Consider the following 16426-nt stretch of genomic DNA (forward strand, 5'->3'; position numbering starts at 1 on the left):
GCACGCGCCCCCCTCGCGCACCGTACGGACTACGGCGTGTAGACCGTCGGACGCGGTGCCGTCGGCATCTTGTGGCCGATGAAGAAGCCGGGGTGCGGGGGCTGGTTGTAGGCGGTGTTCTGCCAGGCCAGGCCCGTGCGGTACATGGTGTCGTGGAGCAGGGTGGTGATCCGCGTGTTCGTCTCGTACGGGGTGGAGTAGACGCGCAGGTTGCGGTTGTCGCTGGTGCGCCAGACGACCTCCTCGCGCCAGTCGCCGATGATGTCACCGGAGAGCGCGGGGGTGGCCTTGGTGCCGTTGTTGGAGGAGACGCCGGAGCCGGTCAGCAGCCGGGTCTCGCCGGAGGTGCCGTACTTGTCGATCCTCGTGCCGTCGAGGAGTTCGCGGACGGTGTCGCCGTCCCACCAGGACAGGAAGTTCACCGAGGACGGCTCACGGCCCTTGGTGGCACCGGCCTCGTCGCGGATGGAGGTGTCGGAGGCCGACCACACCTCGGCGCCGTCGTTGCCCGCGTAGACGTCCCCGGCGACGCCGCGGCCGTTGTCGCAGCAGGCGCCCAGCTTCCAGCGGACGGCGCCGTTGGTCGGGTCGAGGTACAGCTCGGCGGGCTGGGAGGAGGACTCGGAGACCTTGAAGTACTCCAGGCCCGGCGTCGACGGGTCGAGGTCGCCCAGGTGCTGGGCGTCGCCGTGCCCGGTCCGCACGGTCCACAGGCCGTGGCCGTTGTCGTCGACGGCCATCGCGCCGTAGACGATCTCGTCGCGGCCGTCGTTGTCGACGTCGCCGACGGACAGGCTGTGCGAGCCCTGGCCGTCGTAGCCCCTGCCGCTGTTGGTGGAGGAGTTGGTGTCGAAGGTCCAGCGGCGGGTGAAGCTCCCGCCCCGCCAGTCCCAGGCGGCGATGACCGTCCGGGTGTAGTAGCCGCGTGCCATGATCAGGGAGGGCCGGGCGCCGTCCAGGTAGGCGGTGCCCGCGAGGAAGCGGTCGACGCGGTTGCCGTAGGAGTCGCCCCACGACGAGACCGAGCCGCGCGCCGGGACGTAGTCCACCGTCCCCATCGCCCGGCCGGTCCGGCCGTCGAACATGGTCAGGTACTCGGGGCCGGACAGGACGTAGCCGCTGGAGTTGCGGTGGTCGGCGGAGGGACTGCCGATCACCGCGCCCGTGCCGTCGACCGTGCCGTCCGCGGTCTTCATGGCGACCTCGGCCCTGCCGTCGCCGTCGTAGTCGTACGCCTGGAACTGGGTGTAGTGCGCGCCGGAGCGGATGTTGCGGCCCAGGTCGACGCGCCACAGCCGGGTGCCGTCGAGCCTGACGCCGTCGACGACGGTGTTGCCGGTGTAGCCGGACTGGGAGTTGTCCTTGGCGTTGGTGGGCTGCCACTTCAGCACGAAGTCGAGGGCGCCGTCGCCGTCGAGGTCGGCCACGGAGGCGTCGTTGGCCTCGTAGGTGTAGGCGACGCCGTCCGGGGTCGTGCCCCCGGCCGGTGGGGTGATCGGGACGTCCTTGTACCCGGCGCGGAACTGCACCGCGTGCACCGAGTCGCCCTGCTCGACGCCGTTGACCACGGCGCGGACGGTGTAGTCGGCGTGCGCCGGGGCGCCGGAGTGGACGTAGTTGGTGGAGCCGGTGATCGGCGCGGAGTTGACCTTCGTACCGGCGCGGTAGACGTTGAAGGACACGTCGTCCGGGTCGGTGGCCAGCCAGCGCCAGCTGACCAGGTTGCCGGAGCCGGTGTGGACGCTGACCACGCCCCGGTCGAGCTTCTCGACCTGGCGGGCGGTGGCCGCCTCGGCGGGGCTGGTGCCGAGCGCGGTCAGTCCGGCGCCGGTCAGGGCGGTCGCGGCGAGGGCCGCCGCGAGGAGGGGGGCGCGGCGTCTGCGGTGCCTGTGCGGGTGCTGCACGGGGACGTACCTCCCGGGTGGGCGGATGGGTTCCGCCTTCCAGTCGCCGCCGGGCGGGCGGAGGTTGCCCCCCGGAGCTGGCGTGGTCTCAGCCCTTGCGGAAGGCGCGCAGCGTGAACACCGGGTCCGGGCGGTCGCGGTCCTGGTCGGGCAGGGCGGCCAGCCGGGCGGTGAACTCCTCGGCGATCGCGGTGCCCGGCGGCACGGTGCCGAACCAGCCGCGCCGCAGGTCGGCGATGGTACGGCGGGGGCTGCGCCCCTGTCCGCGCCCCTGGAACCGGGCCTGCCCGGCGTCCCGCATCCCGCAGGCGGCGGCGTACGACTCCACCAGGCGCGGGGCGTCCGTGGCGGGGCGGCGGGGCCGGGCGGCCATCACGGCGTCGATGTCGCTGCCCACGTTGTGCGAGGCGGCCTTGTCGACGGTGGTGACGTACACGCCGCCGGGCCGCAGCACCCGCGCGCACTCGGCGACGACGGCCCGCGCGTCGTCGTCGGTCGGCGCGAGGTGCAGCAGCCAGACGCTGGTGACGGCGTCGAACTCGCCGTCCCGGAACGGCAGTCGGCGGGCGTCGGCGAGGACGACGGTGCCCGGCAGCCGCGCCTGCGCCTGCCGGGCCATCTGCACCGACCGGTCCACTCCGGTCACCCGCAGGTCCGGGCGGGCGGCTGCCAGCCGCCGGGTGACGATGCCGGTGCCGCAGGCGAGGTCGAGCAGGTCGCGGGTGTGCCGCGGCACCAGGCTCAGTACGGCGTCGGCGGCGGCCGCCGCCCTGGGCTCACCGCCGCGCCAGGCGTCGTAGCCCTCGGCTTCCTTGTCGTAGTCGAGCATCGCTGCCCCCCTTCCGACCTCTCCTACGTCCCCGCGGTGGATTCCGCTCAGCTCGCGCCGTGCGCGGGGGCCAGCGCGGTCACCCGGCGGGCGAGTTCGACGTCCAGGCCGGTCACGGCGCCGCCCACGCTGTGCGTGTTCACCGACAGGGCGACGCTGTGGTAGCCGAGGGTGAGGTCGGAGTGGTGGTCCAGTTCGTCCTGGACCTGGGCGACGTGCACGGCCATGGCCGCCGCCGCCATGTGCGAGCCGAGCCGGTAGACGCGGGTGAGCCGGTCCCCTTCGAGGGACCAGCCGGGCAGCTCCGCGAGACGGGCGTCGATCTCCTCGGGCGACAGCGGTTCGACGGGCATGGGGGCTCCCTCTGCGGTGCGGGCACGGGTACCTGTTCAGCGTGCCACAGCGGGGAGCGGGTGAACCGGGCCGTCCGGGTGGCTCGTTCCGGGTGCCCGGTTACGGCTACCGTCGACAGCATGACCACTGCGACACCCGCGCGCTCCGCCCCCGCCGCAGCCCCCGCCGACCAGGGCGTCGGCACGCTGCTGCGGGCCTGGCGGGAGCAGCGGCGGATCAGCCAGCTGGAGCTGGCACTGCGCGCCGACTCCTCCGCCCGGCACATCAGCTTCATCGAGACGGGCCGTTCCCGGCCGAGCGAGGAGATGGTGCTCAGGCTCGCCGAGCACCTCGACGTACCGGTCCGCGAGCGCAACGCCCTGCTGCTCGCCGCCGGTTACGCCCCCCGGTTCCCGGAGACCCCGCTGGACGACCCGGCGCTGGCCGCGGTGCGGGCCGGGGTGGAGCGGTTGATACAGGGCTACGAGCCGTACCCGGCGCTGGTGGTCGACGCGACGTACGACGTGCTGGCCGCCAACCGGGGCATCACGGCGCTCCTCGGCGAGGTGCCGCAGGCGCTGCTCGGGCCGCCGCTGAACGCGATGCGGCTCACCCTGCACCCGGAGGGCCTCGCGCCGCGCATCCGCAACCTGCGGCAGTGGCGCGGGCACCTGCTGGCGCAGATGGAGCGGCAGATCGCGCTGCGCCGGTCGGCGGCGCTGCGGGCGCTGTACGACGAGGTCGCGGCGTACCCGGTACGCGAGGAGCCGGTGCCGACGTCGGAGACGGCCGAGGCGGTGTCGTACGTCGCGCTGCCGCTGCTGATCGAGCACGGCGGCCGGACGCTGTCGTTCGTGTCGTCGATCTCCACGTTCAACACGCCGATGGACGTGACCGTCGCCGAGCTGGCCATCGAGACACTGCTCCCGGCCGACCCGGCGACAGCCCGGTACCTTCAGGCGCTGCTGCCCTGACGGGCCCGGAGGGCGCCCCACTGGAGGACGGCGAACCCGGCCACGGTGAGCGCCTGGAGGACCACCCACACGGCGCCCGCGGTGCTCGGCGACAGCCACAGCCCGAGGGCGACGAAACTGACCGCCGCCCAGGCCAGGTTGGCCTCGACGACCGCCCGCACGCCGAGGGCGGCCGGGCTGGGGCGCCCGGCGAGCAGGCCGACGGCCGCGGCGTACAGGACGAGGAAGACGCCGAGGACGAGCAGCAGGCCCGAGCTGACGTCGAAGAGACGGCCGAGGGGGCCGGAGGCGACGAGGTAGGCGACGCCGTTCGTCCCGGTCACCACGGCGTCCAGCGTGAGGAAGCGGCGCAGCATCAGCTGCGGCTCGGGGGTGCGGGCAAGAGCGGCGAGGTGGGTTGCGGACATGGCGGATCACCCTCCGTCGGGGTCGTAGTGGTGCGCGGGGGTCCGGCTCCCGGGCTGGAGTGCGCCAGCCCGGAACCCGGTGATCTCACGATCCCGCGGCCCGCGGCCGGGGTCCATTACCTGTCAGGTAATGGGTGACGCGCGGTCAGCGACTCCTGGATTGCGCTGTTCCGCTCACCGGCCGTGGTGATTGCCTCACCTCCCGCCACGTGAGTCCGCCGCGGGAACATGACACACTGGCGTCATGCTTTCGGCGCGTAGGGGAGGCGTGGCGTGAGTGAACGACGACCCGCGCCCACAGTCGGTCAGGTGGTGCTCGGCAAGCGGCTCCAGGAGCTGCGGGAGACGGCCCGGCTGAGCCGCGAGGAGGCCGCGAAGGTGCTCCGGGTGGCCCCGGCGACCGTGCGGCGCATGGAGACGGCCGAGGTCGCGCTGAAGATCCCCTACGTACAGGTGCTGCTGACGACCTACGGGGTGTCCGCGGAGGAGGTGGCCACGTTCATCACGCTGGCGGAGGAGGCGAACCAGCCGGGCTGGTGGCAGCGGTTCCACGACGTGCTGCCGGAGTGGTTCAGCGTGTACGTGAGCCTGGAGGGCGCGGCGCGGATCATCCGCAGCTACGAGCCGCACTTCGTGCCGGGGCTGCTCCAGACGGAGGGGTACGCGCGTGCCGTGCTGGAGGCGGGCACGGTCGGGCAGTCCGGTCCGGAGACCATCGAGCGGCACGTGCGGCTGCGGCTGACCCGGCAGGAGCTGTGGAAGCGGCCGAACCCGCCGCACCTGTGGGTCGTCATGGACGAGACGGTGCTGCGGCGGCCGGTGAGCACCAAGCCCGAGGTGATGCGCGACCAGCTGGACCGGCTGCTTGAGGCCACCGAGAGCGATCTGGTGACGCTCCAGGTAGCCGAGTTCGACCACGGCCCGCACCCGGGCACGTACGCGCCCTTCTCGCTGTTCCGGTTCGCCGAGCCGGAGCTGCCCGACATGGTCTTCACCGAGTACCTGACCGGCGCCCTGTACCTCGACTCGCGCGCCGAGGTCTCCGGACACCTGGAGGTCCTGGACCACATGTCGGCGCACGCGGCGTCGGCGGCCCGCACCAAGGAGATCCTGCGGACGTACCGGTCGGCCTGCTAGCCCGGGCGGTTCCGGTGGCTGGTTGACCCGTACGGGCGCGGTCGGGGGGTGGCCGCGCCGGACGGCACCTAGGTTCTTGAGGGACGGGGCGGCCGAGCGTGCGGGAGGCGAGCCTGATGCCGGGATTCGAGGTGCTGTACCAGGCGGCGGCGCTCTGTCTGACCTATCCGGACGACGACGTGCTGACCCGGCTGCCGCTGCTGCGGGAGGCCGCGCCGCAGTTGCGGGAGTTCGCCGACCACGCCGCCGTCACCCCGCCGGGTGAGCTGGCGGAGGACTACGCGCGCGTGTTCGGCGCGGAGGGCCTGTACCTCGGGCGGGGGCGGGGCGGAGCCGCTCCGGCGCGGCTGGGCGACCTGTACCGCGCGCACGGTCTGGAGTTCACCGGCGACGAACGGCCCGACTTCCTGCCCGCGGTACTGGAGTTCGCGGCCCGCACCGGCAACACCGATCCCCTGACCGGGCACCGGGACGCGCTGGAGGAACTCCGGGCGCGTCTCACCGGGCTCGGGACGCCGTACGCGTGCGTGCTGGACGCGGTGTGCGCGACGTTGCCTCCGGCGCATCCGGGGGACCTGACGGACCCGGTGCCGCAGCCCCGGTGAGTTCCCGACCGCGGGTGCGTCGTGGCTGGTCGCGCCCATGCGGCGGAGCCCCATAGCGATGCAGTCCCGCGTCCCCAGGCCGGCTGCCCCGCCCGTGTCTCAGGCCGCACCGCCCTTCTGGTCCTTCTCCTCGTCGACGATCTCCGCGTCCACCACGCCCTCCTCGTCCTGCGGGGCCCCCTGCTCCTGGGCGGAGCCCGGCTGCTCCGACTGGGCGTACATCGCCTGTCCCATCTTCTGGCTGACGGTGGCGAGTTTCTCCACGCCCGCACGCAGCGCGGCCGTGTCCGTCTCCCCGGCGGGGCGTTCCAGCAGGGTCTTGAGGTCGGTGACGGCGGACTCCACCTCGGTGCGGGTGTCCGCGGGGATCCGGTCGCCGTTGTCGGCGATGAACCGCTCCGTCTGGTAGACGAGTTGCTCGGCCTGGTTGCGGGTCTCGGCGGCCTCCCGGCGCCTGCGGTCCTCGTCGGCGTACTGCTCGGCCTCCCGCATCATCCGGTCGATGTCGTCCTTGGGCAGGGCGGAGCCGCCGGTGACGGTCATCTTCTGCTCGCGGCCGGTGGCGAGGTCCTTCGCGGAGACGTGCATGATCCCGTTGGCGTCGATGTCGAAGGCGACCTCGACCTGCGGGATGCCGCGCGGCGCGGGCGGCAGCCCGGTGAGGTCGAAGGTGCCGAGCTTCTTGTTGTACGCGGCGATCTCGCGTTCACCCTGGTAGACCTGGATGCCGACGGAGGGCTGGTTGTCGGCGGCGGTGGTGAAGATCTCCGAACGCCGGGTCGGGATCGTGGTGTTGCGCTCGATCAGCTTGGTCATGATGCCGCCCTTGGTCTCGATGCCGAGGGAGAGCGGGGTGACGTCGAGGAGGAGGACGTCCTTCACGTCGCCGCGGATGACACCGGCCTGCAGGGCCGCGCCCACGGCCACGACCTCGTCGGGGTTGACGCCCTTGTGCGGGTCCTTGCCGGTCAGCTCGCGGACGAGTTCGGTGACCGCGGGCATCCGGGTGGAGCCGCCGACGAGGATGACGTGGTCGATCGCGGCGAGCTTGATCCCGGCGTCCTTGACGGCCTGGTGGAAGGGGTTCTTGCAGCGGTCGAGGAGGTCGGCGGTGAGTTCCTGGAACTGGGCGCGGGTGAGCTTCTCCTCCAGGTGGAGGGGGCCTTCGGCGGAGGCGGTGATGTAGGGCAGGTTGACCGACGTCTCGGAGGAGGAGGACAGCTCGATCTTGGCCTTCTCGGCGCCCTCCCGCAGCCGCTGCACGGCCATCTTGTCGTTGCCGAGGTCGACGCCGTACTGCCCCTTGAACTTCTTGACCAGGTACTCGACGATCCGCATGTCCCAGTCGTCGCCGCCGAGGTGGGTGTCGCCGTTGGTGGCCTTGACCTCGATGACGCCGTCACCGATCTCCAGCAGGGAGACGTCGAAGGTGCCGCCGCCGAGGTCGAAGACGAGGACGGTCTGCTCCTCGCCGCGGTCCAGGCCGTAGGCGAGGGCGGCGGCGGTCGGCTCGTTGATGATCCGCAGCACCTTCAGGCCCGCGATCTCCCCGGCCTCCTTGGTGGCCTGCCGCTGGGTGTCGTCGAAGTAGGCGGGGACGGTGATCACCGCGTCGGTGACGTCCTCGCCGAGGTAGGACTCGGCGTCCCGCTTGAGCTTCTGGAGCACCCGCGCCGACAGCTCCTGCGCCCGGAAGCGGGTGCCGTCCACGGAGCCCTGGTCCGGGAAGCGCCAGTGGGCGTCGCCCATGTGCCGTTTCACGGAGCGCGCGGTGCGCTCGACGTTGGTCACCGCCTGCCGCTTGGCGACCTCACCGACCAGCACCTCGCCGCTCTTGGCGAAGGCCACCACCGAGGGTGTGGTCCTCGCGCCCTCCGCGTTGGCGACGACCGTGGGCTCGCCGCCCTCCAGGACGGCGACCACCGAGTTGGTGGTCCCCAGATCGATACCGACCGCGCGTCCCATCGCAGTCCCCTTCCGCGTCAGGGAGTGTCCGCCACTCCCTCCAGCACAAAACTTGAGTGGCCTCTTGTCAATGGGGCGTACGGGCTACCCGTGGGCCACCGCCCTACAGCGGAGTACCCCGCCGGGGGCGCGTTCCCCGCAGGGCGACGGCGCGCCGGGGGCGGTCGGTGACCAGGACGTCCACGCGGGGGTCGGCGAGGAAGGCGCGCAGGGCGGTGTCGTCGTTGACGGTCCACACCAGGGTGAACAGGTGGTGCCGGGCGGCCTCGCGCAGCACGTTGGCGCGGGCCAGGCGCTGGTGTACGGCGACCCCGTGGGCGCCGCAGGCGCGCACCCGGCGCAGCGGGAACAGCTCGCTCAGCCGGGTCGCGGTCAGCCGGGAGGGGGCGATGTCCCTGCGGTCCCGGCCCAGCGACAGGGCGGTGCGCACGCCGGGGAAGGCCCGGGTGATCGCGGCGACGGAACGGTCCTCCAGGGTGGTGGCGACGAAGCCGTCGGCGCCGAGCAGGGCCACCGCCCGGTCGACCACCGCGTGCTCGTAGCCGGTCTCCTTCAGGTCCAGGTGGCCGACCAGTTTGCCCGCGATCAGGGACATGACGTCGTCGACGACGGGGACGGGGTATCCGGCGCGCGCGTTCAGCTCGGCGTGGCTGATCTCGGACAACCGCGGCCCGGTGTGCCGTACCCGGGGTTCGTGGTGGACGACGAGGACGCCGTCGCCGGTGCGCCGGACGTCGAACTCGACGTACTCGGCGCCGGAGGCGACCGCGTCCTCGTAGGCCTGCCAGGTGGCGGCGGGATGGTGTTCGCAGCCGCCGCGGTGCGCGGAGACGGCGGGGCGGGACGGGGTCACGGGTCACCTCCCGGGGGTGGCGGGCGGTTCGGGCGCGGCCGGGCCCCGCCCGGCACGGTCCGGGCGGGGGCGCGGGGCTCAGACCAGCTTGGCGGACAGCGTGATCGGTACGGCCTTCAGGGCCTGGCTGACCGGGCAGTTGACCTTGGCGTCCTCGGCGGCGGCGAGGAACGCCTCGCTCTCCATGCCCGGCACCGTGCCCTCCACGGTGAGGTGGACGCCGGTGATGCCCTCGCCCGGCTGGAAGGTGACGTCGGCGGAGGTGACCAGCTTGGTGGGCGGGGTGCCGCCCTTGGCGAGGATGTTGGAGAACGCCATGGAGAAGCAGCTGGAGTGGGCGGCGGCGATCAGCTCCTCGGGGCTGGTCTTGCCGTTGGCGTCCTGGGCGCGCGACGCCCAGGTGACGGGCTGCGCGTCGATGGCGCCGGAGGAGTCGAAGGTGACGACTCCGTTGCCCTCGAGGAGGTTGCCTTCCCAGACGGTGTGTGCGGAGCGCGTGGTGGCCACGGTTGGTCCTTTCGCGTGTCGGTGAGGCGACGTGGGGCGGCCCCGGTCCCGGGGCTCGGGGACCATCCGATCACATTACGGCGCGTCCCACGCACCACACCGGCGGAGCGGCCCCGGCTCCGGCATGTCCCGCCGTCCGGGGCGGTGTTCCTCAGGCGGCGCGCCGGTCCGGCCCGGCCTCCCCGACGGGCACCTCGGGGCCGCACGCCTCCGCCAGCCAGCGGCGCAGCACATCGTGCACCTGCTCGGCACCGGTCAGCTCGGCGCCGTCCGCGACGGGGGAGGAGAGGGCCAGCGGGGAGAGCAGGAACGGGGCGCCCTGGGCACCGCCGAGGCCGCCGTGCGAGCCGATCTGCTCCTCGAAGGCGAGGACCTCGCCGTCGGCCGGGTCGAGGAAGGAGTTCACCATGATGTCGGCGGTGTGCGGGAAGGAGTGGGTGCGCCGTACGGCGTCGGCGGCGCCGGGCCCGAACGGCGTGAGCGGCCCGGGGTGGTCGTCGAGGTCGGCCAGCGGGATCTCGGCGCCGTACGCGCCCAGGACGACCCCGCCGTGGGCCGCGCTGCGCACCAGCAGGAAGCCGATGCCAGGGTGGTTGGCGAGAGTGGTCAGCAGCGCCGGGTGGCGGGCGTCGATCTCCTCCTTGGTCATCCGGTGCGGCACGTCCGGGAAGGAGACCAGGCCGAGGTTGCCGGAGGCGAGCACGATCGGCTCGGAGCGGCGGTCGGGCCGGTACCGCTCCTCGCCCTCCTCCACCGGGATGCGCAGCGCGGCCCGGACGGCGGCGCGCGCCTCGGCGCCGCTGTGGGTGCGCCGGGCCCGGCGCGGCACGGGCAGCCCGCACCCGGCGCGCACCAGGTCGCCGAGGGTGAGTCCGTAGCAGGCGCGGAAGGTCTCGCCGGGGCTCTGGCCGTGGTCGGACAGGACGACGATCCGGTACGGGCGGGGGGCGTGTTCGGCGACCTTCTCGATCAGCGCGAGCGCCCGGTCCAGGCGTTGGAGGACCTTCTCGGTGTCCCGGCTCATCGGTCCGGAGTGGTGCGCGACCTCGTCGTAGGCGACCAGGTCGGCGTAGACGGAGGTACGTCCGGCGAGCATGTCGCCCATCACCGCGGCGACGACGACGTCCCGCTCGACGACGGTGGCGAAGGCCCGTACGAACGGGTAGAGGCCGCCGCGGGAGACGCGGGGGCGCTGCCCGCGCAGCCGGGCCCGGGTGGACTGGACGATCTCGCGGGCGACCTCGGCGACGAAGGACAGGGCGGTGCGGACCGCGTTGGCGGGGTCGGAGAAGTAGGCGAAGTAGCCCGCGCGGGAGCGGTTGGCGCGGCTGCGGCGGCGGGTGGCGATGGACAGCACCAGGGCCTGTTCGTCGGCGCCGCCGCTGAAGAGGTTGCCGCGGGAGGCGCCGTCGGCGCTGAGCAGTCCGCCGTCACCGGTGCGGCGTACGGCGCGGCGCTGGAGTTCGGCGGCGCTGGTGGGCCGGTTGCAGACCATCACCTCGCGGGTCTCCTTCTCGTACCAGCGGAACGCGGGCACGTCGAAGGTGCTGCCGTGCAGGATGCCGAGCTGGCTGGCGCCGGTCTGGCTGGACCAGTCGGTGCGCCAGCGGGTGAGCCGGTGCGAGGCGGGGGTCTCCGGCCCCCCGGGTCTGCCGAGCCAGCGGGCGGTGGTCGGCATCAGGCCCTTGCGGACCGCGGCCAGCAGGACGTCGTGGCCGACGCCGTCGAACTGGAGGAAGACGGTGCCGGGGGTGGCGGGTCCGGGGGGCAGGGCGCGGCGGCGGCGGTCGGCGAGGCGGTACAGGCGGCGCCGGTAGGCGTCGTCGTCGCGGACGGCGAGGGCGGCGCCGGTGGCGGAGGCGACGGCGGACATCACCGCGGCGACGACCACGGCGGTCTCGGGGGCGGCGGCGCCGCGCTCGCCGGGGTTGGGGTTGAGACGCAGGGCGAGCAGCAGCAGCGCCCCGTTGAGGAAGAAGACCAGCAGGCCGAGCACGAAGGCGGGGACGAGGAGCAGCAGCCGCACCAGCAGCGGCCACACCAGCGCCGACAGCAGACCGAAGGCACCGGCGCCGAACGCGGCGGTCACGGCGATGTCGGTGGCGCTGTCGCCGTCGGCGGAGCGCAGCCGGAAGTCGGGCAGGATCCCGGCGAGGACGAGCATGGTGGCGGTGGAGACGGCCCACACCGTGACGCTCCGCCCGACCTGACTGGCCACCCGCCGCCAACGCCCGCCCAGCACGCCCCGCACACCTCACGTCCCGGCCCGACCTCGACGCGGGCCCTCCCCCAGCCTGTCACACACCTGGCCGAGACCGGCCGTACGGCGGTACGGGGTGCTGGTGGGCGCCCCCGGGCGGCTGGTCGGCGTACAGCCGCCGGTCGCGGCCGGGCGGCCGAAGCCCCACCGGCCCGTCACGCCGGGCACGATGGCCGTCCCGCGCGGCTGACCGACGTACACCGCCCGTCGCGGCGGAAGCCGACGCCCTGTGCGTGCCACGGGCCGTCGCGGCCCGGCGGCCACGCGACGCCCCGCGCCCCGCCCCCGGCCAGGGCTCAGCGGCCGTCGTACCCGGCCGTCGGCATGGACAGGCGGCGGTGGACGCACGCCTTCATCTGGGCGTCGTAGGAGGGTTCGGCGGAGCCCACGGTCTCGACGCGGACGCCGCGGCGGGCGCATTCGGCGGTGAACGCCGCCACGTCCGACAGGGCGCTCTCCAGGACCCGGTGGCTGGGGGCCACGAAGACGTCCGTGCCGGGGCGCACCCCGTCCCACAGGACGCCGTGGTCGGGCCGCAGGCCGCGCACCAGCAGCTCGCGGACGACGGTGTAGCCGTGCTCGTCGGCCCAGCGGGCGCACATCGCGTGCTGGCTGCGGGAGTCCACCAGGAAGGGATCGGCGTCCAGTTCCTGGAGCGGGGTCAGGCTGGCGATGGCCGTGACCCGGACCCGACCGGCAGCATGTCCCATGGCGTCCCCCTCACCTCCGGGTTTCGCCGCCGACCCTACTCCTGCCCGTAGGCTTCGGGGAGTCGCGCGAAGGAGGCAAAGAGGTGCCGGTGGAGATCACCTGGTGGGGGCACGCCACCTGCGCGCTGCGCGATTCGGACGTGCGCCTGCTGACCGACCCCCTGTTCGCCCGGCGGCTGGCCCATCTGCGCCGCCGTCGCGGGGTGCTGCCGCCGCCCACCGCCCGCCTGGCGGACGTCGCGCTCGTCTCCCACCTGCACGCCGACCACCTGCACGTGCCGTCCCTGGCCCGGCTCGCGCCGGGCACCCGGCTGCTCGTGCCCCGGGGCGCGCCCCGGGCGGTACCGGGACTGCGCCGGCTGGGCCATCTGCGCCTCACCGAGATGGCGCCGGGCGACGAGACCGAGGTCGGGGCGCTGACGATACGGGCGGTGCCCGCGCTGCACGACGGTCGGCGGCTGCCGGTCGGACCGCACCGCGCCCCCGCGCTGGGCTTCGTCGTGCAGGGCGAGGCGCGCACCTACTTCGCCGGGGACACCGGGCTGTACGACTCGATGGCCGAGGAGGTCGGCCGGGTCGACGTGGCGCTGCTGCCGGTGGGCGGCTGGGGACCGTACCTCGGCGACGGGCACCTGGACCCGGGGCGGGCGGCCGAGGCGCTGGCCCGGCTGGCGCCGCGGGCCGCGGTGCCGGTGCACTACGGCACGTACTGGCCGATCGGGATGGACGCGATACGCCCGCACGAGTTCCACGCGCCGGGCGACGAGTTCGCGCGGCTGGCGGCCGAGCGGGCGCCGGGCGTGAGCGTGCACCGGCTCGGCCACGGCGAGAGGCTCCGGCTGGAGGTCTCCCGGTGAGCTGGCTCGCCGTGGCCCCGGCGACGACGACGCCGGACTCCGCGCAGGTGATCGGGTATCCGTCGCTGTTCCTGCTGGTGCTGATCGGCGCGCTGGTGCCGGTGGTGCCGACGGGGGCGCTGGTCAGTTCGGCGGCGGTGGTCGCCTTCCACCGCACGGCCCCCGCCTCGCTGGTGCTGGTCTTCGCCACGGCGTCGCTGGCCGCGTTCCTCGGGGACGTCACGCTGTACTGGCTGGGGCGGCGCGGCATGGGGTCGAAGAACGGGTCGCGGTGGCTGGAGGCGATCCGCTCGCGGGCACCCGAGGACCGGCTGCGGCAGGCGCAGGGCAAGCTCGCGGAGCACGGGGTGGCGGTGCTGGTGCTGTCGCGGCTGGTGCCCGCCGGACGGATCCCGGTGATGCTGGCGTGCCTGCTGGCCCGGTGGCCGGTGCGGCGGTTCGTGCGGGGGAACTTCCCGGCGTGCCTGGCGTGGGCGGTGACGTATCAGCTGATCGGGATCCTGGGCGGGTCGTTGTTCCCGGAGCCGTGGGAGGGCGTCGTGGCGGCGGTCGCGCTGACGGTGCTGATCAGCGTGGCGCCGGGGGCGTGGCGGCGGCTGCGGGGGGCCGTCACTCGTTGACCGCCGTCCACGGTGGGGCGGGGGCCGGTCGCGCGGTTCCGGTCAGCACGCGTGAACCCCCGACGGGGAGGTCCCAGAGGGCCGCCCGGTCCAGACCCGCCTCCTCCCACGCCTTCCGCACCCGCACCAGCGGCTCCAGGACCGGCTCCGCCGACAGGACGAAGGTGGCCCAGTGCATGGGCGCCATCCGGCGGGCGCCCAGGTCGAGGGTGGCCCGTACGGCCTCCTCGGGGGCGCAGTGGACGTCGCTGAGCCACCAGCGGGGGTCGTAGGCGCCGATGGGGAGCAGGGCGAGGTCGATGCCGGGGTAACGCTGGCCGATGCGGGTGAACCAGTGGCCGTAGCCGGTGTCGCCCGCGAAGTAGACGCGCTGGCCGTCGGGGTCGGTGAGGACCCAGCCGCCCCACAGGCTGCGGCAGGTGTCGGTGAGGGTGCGCTTGGACCAGTGGTGGGCGGGCACGAAGTCGAAGCGGACGCCCCGCAGCACCGCCCCCTCCCACCAGTCGAGTTCGGTGACGTGGGTGAAGCGGCGGCGCCGGAACCAGGCGCCGAGCCCGGCGGGGACGAGGACGGGGGTGTCGCGCGGGAGGCGGCGCAGGGTGGGGGCGTCGAGGTGGTCGTAGTGGTTGTGGCTGATGACGACCGCGTCGACGCGCGGCAGCCGCTCCCAGGGGACGCCGACGGGGGTGATCCGGGCGGGAGTGCCGAGGATGCGCCGGGACCAGACGGGGTCGGTGAGGACGGTGAGCCCGCCGACGCTCAGCACCCAACTGGCGTGCCCGGCCCAGGTGACGGCGACGGTGCGCGCGTCCACGCGGGGCAGCGGGGCGGGCGCGAAGGGCAGTCGGGGGATGTCGGCGAGGCCCTCGGGGCCGGGTCGGACGGCGCCCTCGCGGGCGAACCGGGCGAACGCCCTCAGGCCGGGCAGCGGAGCGGTCAGCCGGTCGTGGAAGGTGCGCGGCCAGACCCGGTGCTCGCCCAGCGGGCGGGGTTCGGCGAGCGGCGGGGCGGGGGCCGCGGCGGGCGCCGGGAGGGACGGCGCCGGGTCGTCGGCTTCCTGGGTACTCGTGGTGCTGGCCGACTCGGACTGCTGCGTCATCGAGGAGACTCCCGTCGCTGAGCGTCGTCGCTGAGGTCGTCGAAGACCGCCTTCACGTGGGTCAACGCGCGTTGCGCCTGGGGGGTTTCCAGGGGCTCGGGTGAGCCGAGGGACTCGGCGCGCTCGGTGTCGGTGGCGCCCAGCAGCGGGCTGGTGGAGAGCCGTACGCGCAGGGCGGGGAGGTCGTCGCCGAAGCGGTGGCCGCCGGGGGCGGGCATGGCGAGCCGGGCGGTGAGGAAGTCCTCCAGTTCCTGGGCGTCGCCCACGCCGTGCGCGGCGAGCGCCGGGCGCAGCGGGCCGAGGTCGACGTACAGGTGGCGGCCCGCCTGCGGGGGCAGGGCGAGGGCGCCCGCGGCGACGACGGTCCGGTGCGCGGCGGCGGCCACGCGCGCGTGGAGCGCCGCGGCGGCGCTGACCCGGCCGGTGACCTGCGGCGGTTCGGACAGGGCGAGGACGGCGGCGGCGGCGACCGGCGCGGCCACGCGGGCGTCCAGCGCGGTGAGGACGTCGAGTACGCGCGCGTGGAGGCCGTCCCCGGTGGCTCCGGCGGGGAAGCGGGCGACGGCGGCGGGCCAGCCGGGCGGCAGCAGCGCGCCGGCGAGGTCGGTGACGACGGTGACCTGGTCGGGGCGCATCTCGGCGGGGCTGAGCAGCACCGTGCCGTGCGGGTCGTGCGGGGTGTCCCGCCAGGTCTCGTCGCTGACCAGGTGCAGTCCGGCGCCGGTGGCGGCCTCGACGGTCTCGTGCAGCAGTTCGGGCGGGGCGACGGTGCCGGTGGGGTCGTCGGCGACGGAGAGCACCAGCAGCCGGGGGTCGCCGCCCTCGGCGCGCACCCGCCGCACGGTCTCCAGCAGGGCGTACGGGTCGGGGACGCCGCCGCAGTCGGCGGGGGTCGGCACGTGGAAGACGGGTCTGCCCAGCAGCCTCGCGTACGGCGCCCACCAGGCGGCGCAGGGGCGCGGCACCAGGACGTCGCCGCCGAGCGCGGCGGTCAGCGCCAGCAGCAGGGACGGGGCGCCGGGTCCGGCGACCGCGGTGGCGGGGGCGGTGGGCAGTCCGCGGCGTTCCCAGTAGCCGCAGGCCGCTTCCAGCAGGGCGGGCCCGCCGCCGGTCGGCTCGCTGGCGGAGCGGTGGGCGGCTCCGGCGACGGCGGCGGCGAGGTCGGGCAGTACGGGCAGTCCGTCGCCGGGCGGCGGTGGGCCGTAGCGGACGGGGCCGTGGCCTTCCGGTTCCGTCCGCATGGGCACCTCCGCACTCGCCGTGGTCTGTCACCCGAGCGCCACCGGCCTCCGTGGGGCCCCTGGGCCGCGGGAGGCGGAACGTGCTCTCGCGCTGTGAGTACCCACGACAGCCCTCCGTCAGGCGT

At 74.4% G+C, this 16426-nt stretch carries 16 protein-coding genes; 5 read left to right on the forward strand and 11 right to left on the reverse strand.

Features of this window, described 5'->3' with window-relative positions; genetic code table 11:
- Nucleotides 1–29 precede the first annotated feature (29 nt).
- The 3 genes from ABZ659_RS07135 to ABZ659_RS07145 all read right to left on the reverse strand — a co-directional run bounded on the left by ABZ659_RS07135 (nucleotide 30) and on the right by ABZ659_RS07145 (nucleotide 3086).
- On the reverse strand, nucleotides 30–1904 hold the full coding sequence (locus tag ABZ659_RS07135) for a rhamnogalacturonan lyase (protein WP_360214343.1): 1875 nt from the start codon (nucleotides 1902–1904) through the stop codon (nucleotides 30–32).
- Between the two features lie 88 nt (nucleotides 1905–1992).
- Entirely contained in the window at nucleotides 1993–2733 is a 741-nt protein-coding gene (locus tag ABZ659_RS07140; protein WP_360214345.1) for a class I SAM-dependent methyltransferase, read from the reverse strand.
- A 47-nt stretch (nucleotides 2734–2780) separates the two neighbouring features.
- Entirely contained in the window at nucleotides 2781–3086 is a 306-nt protein-coding gene (locus ABZ659_RS07145) for a 4a-hydroxytetrahydrobiopterin dehydratase (RefSeq protein ID WP_360214347.1), read from the reverse strand.
- Between the two features lie 120 nt (nucleotides 3087–3206).
- On the opposite strand from ABZ659_RS07145, the gene ABZ659_RS07150 reads away from it, so the two are divergent.
- Complete coding sequence (locus ABZ659_RS07150; RefSeq protein WP_360214349.1) at nucleotides 3207–4040, forward strand: helix-turn-helix transcriptional regulator; 834 nt, start codon at nucleotides 3207–3209, stop codon at nucleotides 4038–4040.
- Here ABZ659_RS07150 and ABZ659_RS07155 read toward each other — a convergent pair.
- Nucleotides 4022–4447, reverse strand: a complete 426-nt coding sequence (locus ABZ659_RS07155) for a hypothetical protein (protein ID WP_360214351.1) — start codon at nucleotides 4445–4447, stop codon at nucleotides 4022–4024. The genes ABZ659_RS07150 and ABZ659_RS07155 overlap by 19 nt on opposite strands.
- A 273-nt stretch (nucleotides 4448–4720) precedes the next feature.
- On the opposite strand from ABZ659_RS07155, the gene ABZ659_RS07160 reads away from it, so the two are divergent.
- Together ABZ659_RS07160 and ABZ659_RS07165 are read left to right on the forward strand one after the other, a co-directional pair.
- Complete coding sequence (locus ABZ659_RS07160; protein WP_360214353.1) at nucleotides 4721–5584, forward strand: helix-turn-helix transcriptional regulator; 864 nt, start codon at nucleotides 4721–4723, stop codon at nucleotides 5582–5584.
- 116 nt (nucleotides 5585–5700) lie between these two features.
- On the forward strand, nucleotides 5701–6189 hold the full coding sequence (locus tag ABZ659_RS07165) for a molecular chaperone TorD family protein (RefSeq protein ID WP_360214355.1): 489 nt from the start codon (nucleotides 5701–5703) through the stop codon (nucleotides 6187–6189).
- Between the two features lie 99 nt (nucleotides 6190–6288).
- On the opposite strand, the gene dnaK is transcribed toward ABZ659_RS07165, so the two are convergent.
- The 5 genes from dnaK to ABZ659_RS07190 form a co-directional block, all read right to left on the reverse strand.
- Nucleotides 6289–8154 (reverse strand): molecular chaperone DnaK, encoded by a 1866-nt coding sequence (gene dnaK, locus ABZ659_RS07170; RefSeq protein WP_360214357.1) that lies wholly within the window; start codon nucleotides 8152–8154, stop codon nucleotides 6289–6291.
- Nucleotides 8155–8257: 103 nt separating this feature from the next.
- Nucleotides 8258–9007, reverse strand: coding sequence for a glycerophosphodiester phosphodiesterase family protein (locus ABZ659_RS07175; protein WP_360214359.1), 750 nt, complete (start codon nucleotides 9005–9007; stop codon nucleotides 8258–8260).
- 78 nt (nucleotides 9008–9085) lie between these two features.
- On the reverse strand, nucleotides 9086–9514 hold the full coding sequence (locus ABZ659_RS07180; RefSeq protein ID WP_360214361.1) for an OsmC family protein: 429 nt from the start codon (nucleotides 9512–9514) through the stop codon (nucleotides 9086–9088).
- 151 nt (nucleotides 9515–9665) lie between these two features.
- Nucleotides 9666–11765: a phage holin family protein gene (locus ABZ659_RS07185; protein WP_360214363.1), complete on the reverse strand. Its 2100-nt coding sequence runs from the start codon at nucleotides 11763–11765 to the stop codon at nucleotides 9666–9668.
- A 305-nt stretch (nucleotides 11766–12070) separates the two neighbouring features.
- Nucleotides 12071–12484 carry a hypothetical protein gene (locus tag ABZ659_RS07190; protein ID WP_360214365.1) on the reverse strand — a complete coding sequence of 138 codons (414 nt, stop codon included), beginning with the start codon at nucleotides 12482–12484 and terminating at the stop codon, nucleotides 12071–12073.
- Nucleotides 12485–12567: 83 nt separating this feature from the next.
- On the opposite strand from ABZ659_RS07190, the gene ABZ659_RS07195 reads away from it, so the two are divergent.
- Nucleotides 12568–13341 (forward strand): MBL fold metallo-hydrolase, encoded by a 774-nt coding sequence (locus ABZ659_RS07195; protein ID WP_360214367.1) that lies wholly within the window; start codon nucleotides 12568–12570, stop codon nucleotides 13339–13341.
- The gene (locus ABZ659_RS07200; protein ID WP_360214369.1) at nucleotides 13338–13961 is read left to right on the forward strand and encodes a VTT domain-containing protein; all 624 of its coding nucleotides are present in this window, start codon (nucleotides 13338–13340) and stop codon (nucleotides 13959–13961) included. Before ABZ659_RS07195 ends, ABZ659_RS07200 begins: the two co-directional genes overlap by 4 nt.
- On the opposite strand, the gene ABZ659_RS07205 is transcribed toward ABZ659_RS07200, so the two are convergent.
- Together ABZ659_RS07205 and ABZ659_RS07210 are read right to left on the reverse strand one after the other, a co-directional pair.
- Nucleotides 13951–15060 carry an MBL fold metallo-hydrolase gene (locus ABZ659_RS07205; protein ID WP_360214371.1) on the reverse strand — a complete coding sequence of 370 codons (1110 nt, stop codon included), beginning with the start codon at nucleotides 15058–15060 and terminating at the stop codon, nucleotides 13951–13953. The genes ABZ659_RS07200 and ABZ659_RS07205 overlap by 11 nt on opposite strands.
- On the reverse strand, nucleotides 15057–16301 hold the full coding sequence (locus ABZ659_RS07210) for an aminotransferase class I/II-fold pyridoxal phosphate-dependent enzyme (RefSeq protein WP_360214373.1): 1245 nt from the start codon (nucleotides 16299–16301) through the stop codon (nucleotides 15057–15059). Before ABZ659_RS07210 ends, ABZ659_RS07205 begins: the two co-directional genes overlap by 4 nt.
- Nucleotides 16302–16426: the final 125 nt, after the last annotated feature.

The sequence above is a fragment of the Streptomyces sp. NPDC006997 genome (assembly GCF_040635175.1).
Taxonomy (GTDB): domain Bacteria; phylum Actinomycetota; class Actinomycetes; order Streptomycetales; family Streptomycetaceae; genus Streptomyces.

What these genes read in the sequence shown, in the direction of transcription:
- ABZ659_RS07145 (WP_360214347.1), bottom strand. Translation starts at nt 3,086, where the DNA reads ATGCCCGTCGAACCGCTGTCGCCCGAGGAGATCGACGCCCGTCTCGCG.
- dnaK (WP_360214357.1), bottom strand. Translation starts at nt 8,154, where the DNA reads ATGGGACGCGCGGTCGGTATCGATCTGGGGACCACCAACTCGGTGGTC.
- ABZ659_RS07150 (WP_360214349.1), top strand. Translation starts at nt 3,207, where the DNA reads ATGACCACTGCGACACCCGCGCGCTCCGCCCCCGCCGCAGCCCCCGCC.
- ABZ659_RS07155 (WP_360214351.1), bottom strand. Translation starts at nt 4,447, where the DNA reads ATGTCCGCAACCCACCTCGCCGCTCTTGCCCGCACCCCCGAGCCGCAG.
- ABZ659_RS07205 (WP_360214371.1), bottom strand. Translation starts at nt 15,060, where the DNA reads ATGACGCAGCAGTCCGAGTCGGCCAGCACCACGAGTACCCAGGAAGCC.
- ABZ659_RS07190 (WP_360214365.1), bottom strand. Translation starts at nt 12,484, where the DNA reads ATGGGACATGCTGCCGGTCGGGTCCGGGTCACGGCCATCGCCAGCCTG.
- ABZ659_RS07165 (WP_360214355.1), top strand. Translation starts at nt 5,701, where the DNA reads ATGCCGGGATTCGAGGTGCTGTACCAGGCGGCGGCGCTCTGTCTGACC.
- ABZ659_RS07140 (WP_360214345.1), bottom strand. Translation starts at nt 2,733, where the DNA reads ATGCTCGACTACGACAAGGAAGCCGAGGGCTACGACGCCTGGCGCGGC.
- ABZ659_RS07210 (WP_360214373.1), bottom strand. Translation starts at nt 16,301, where the DNA reads ATGCGGACGGAACCGGAAGGCCACGGCCCCGTCCGCTACGGCCCACCG.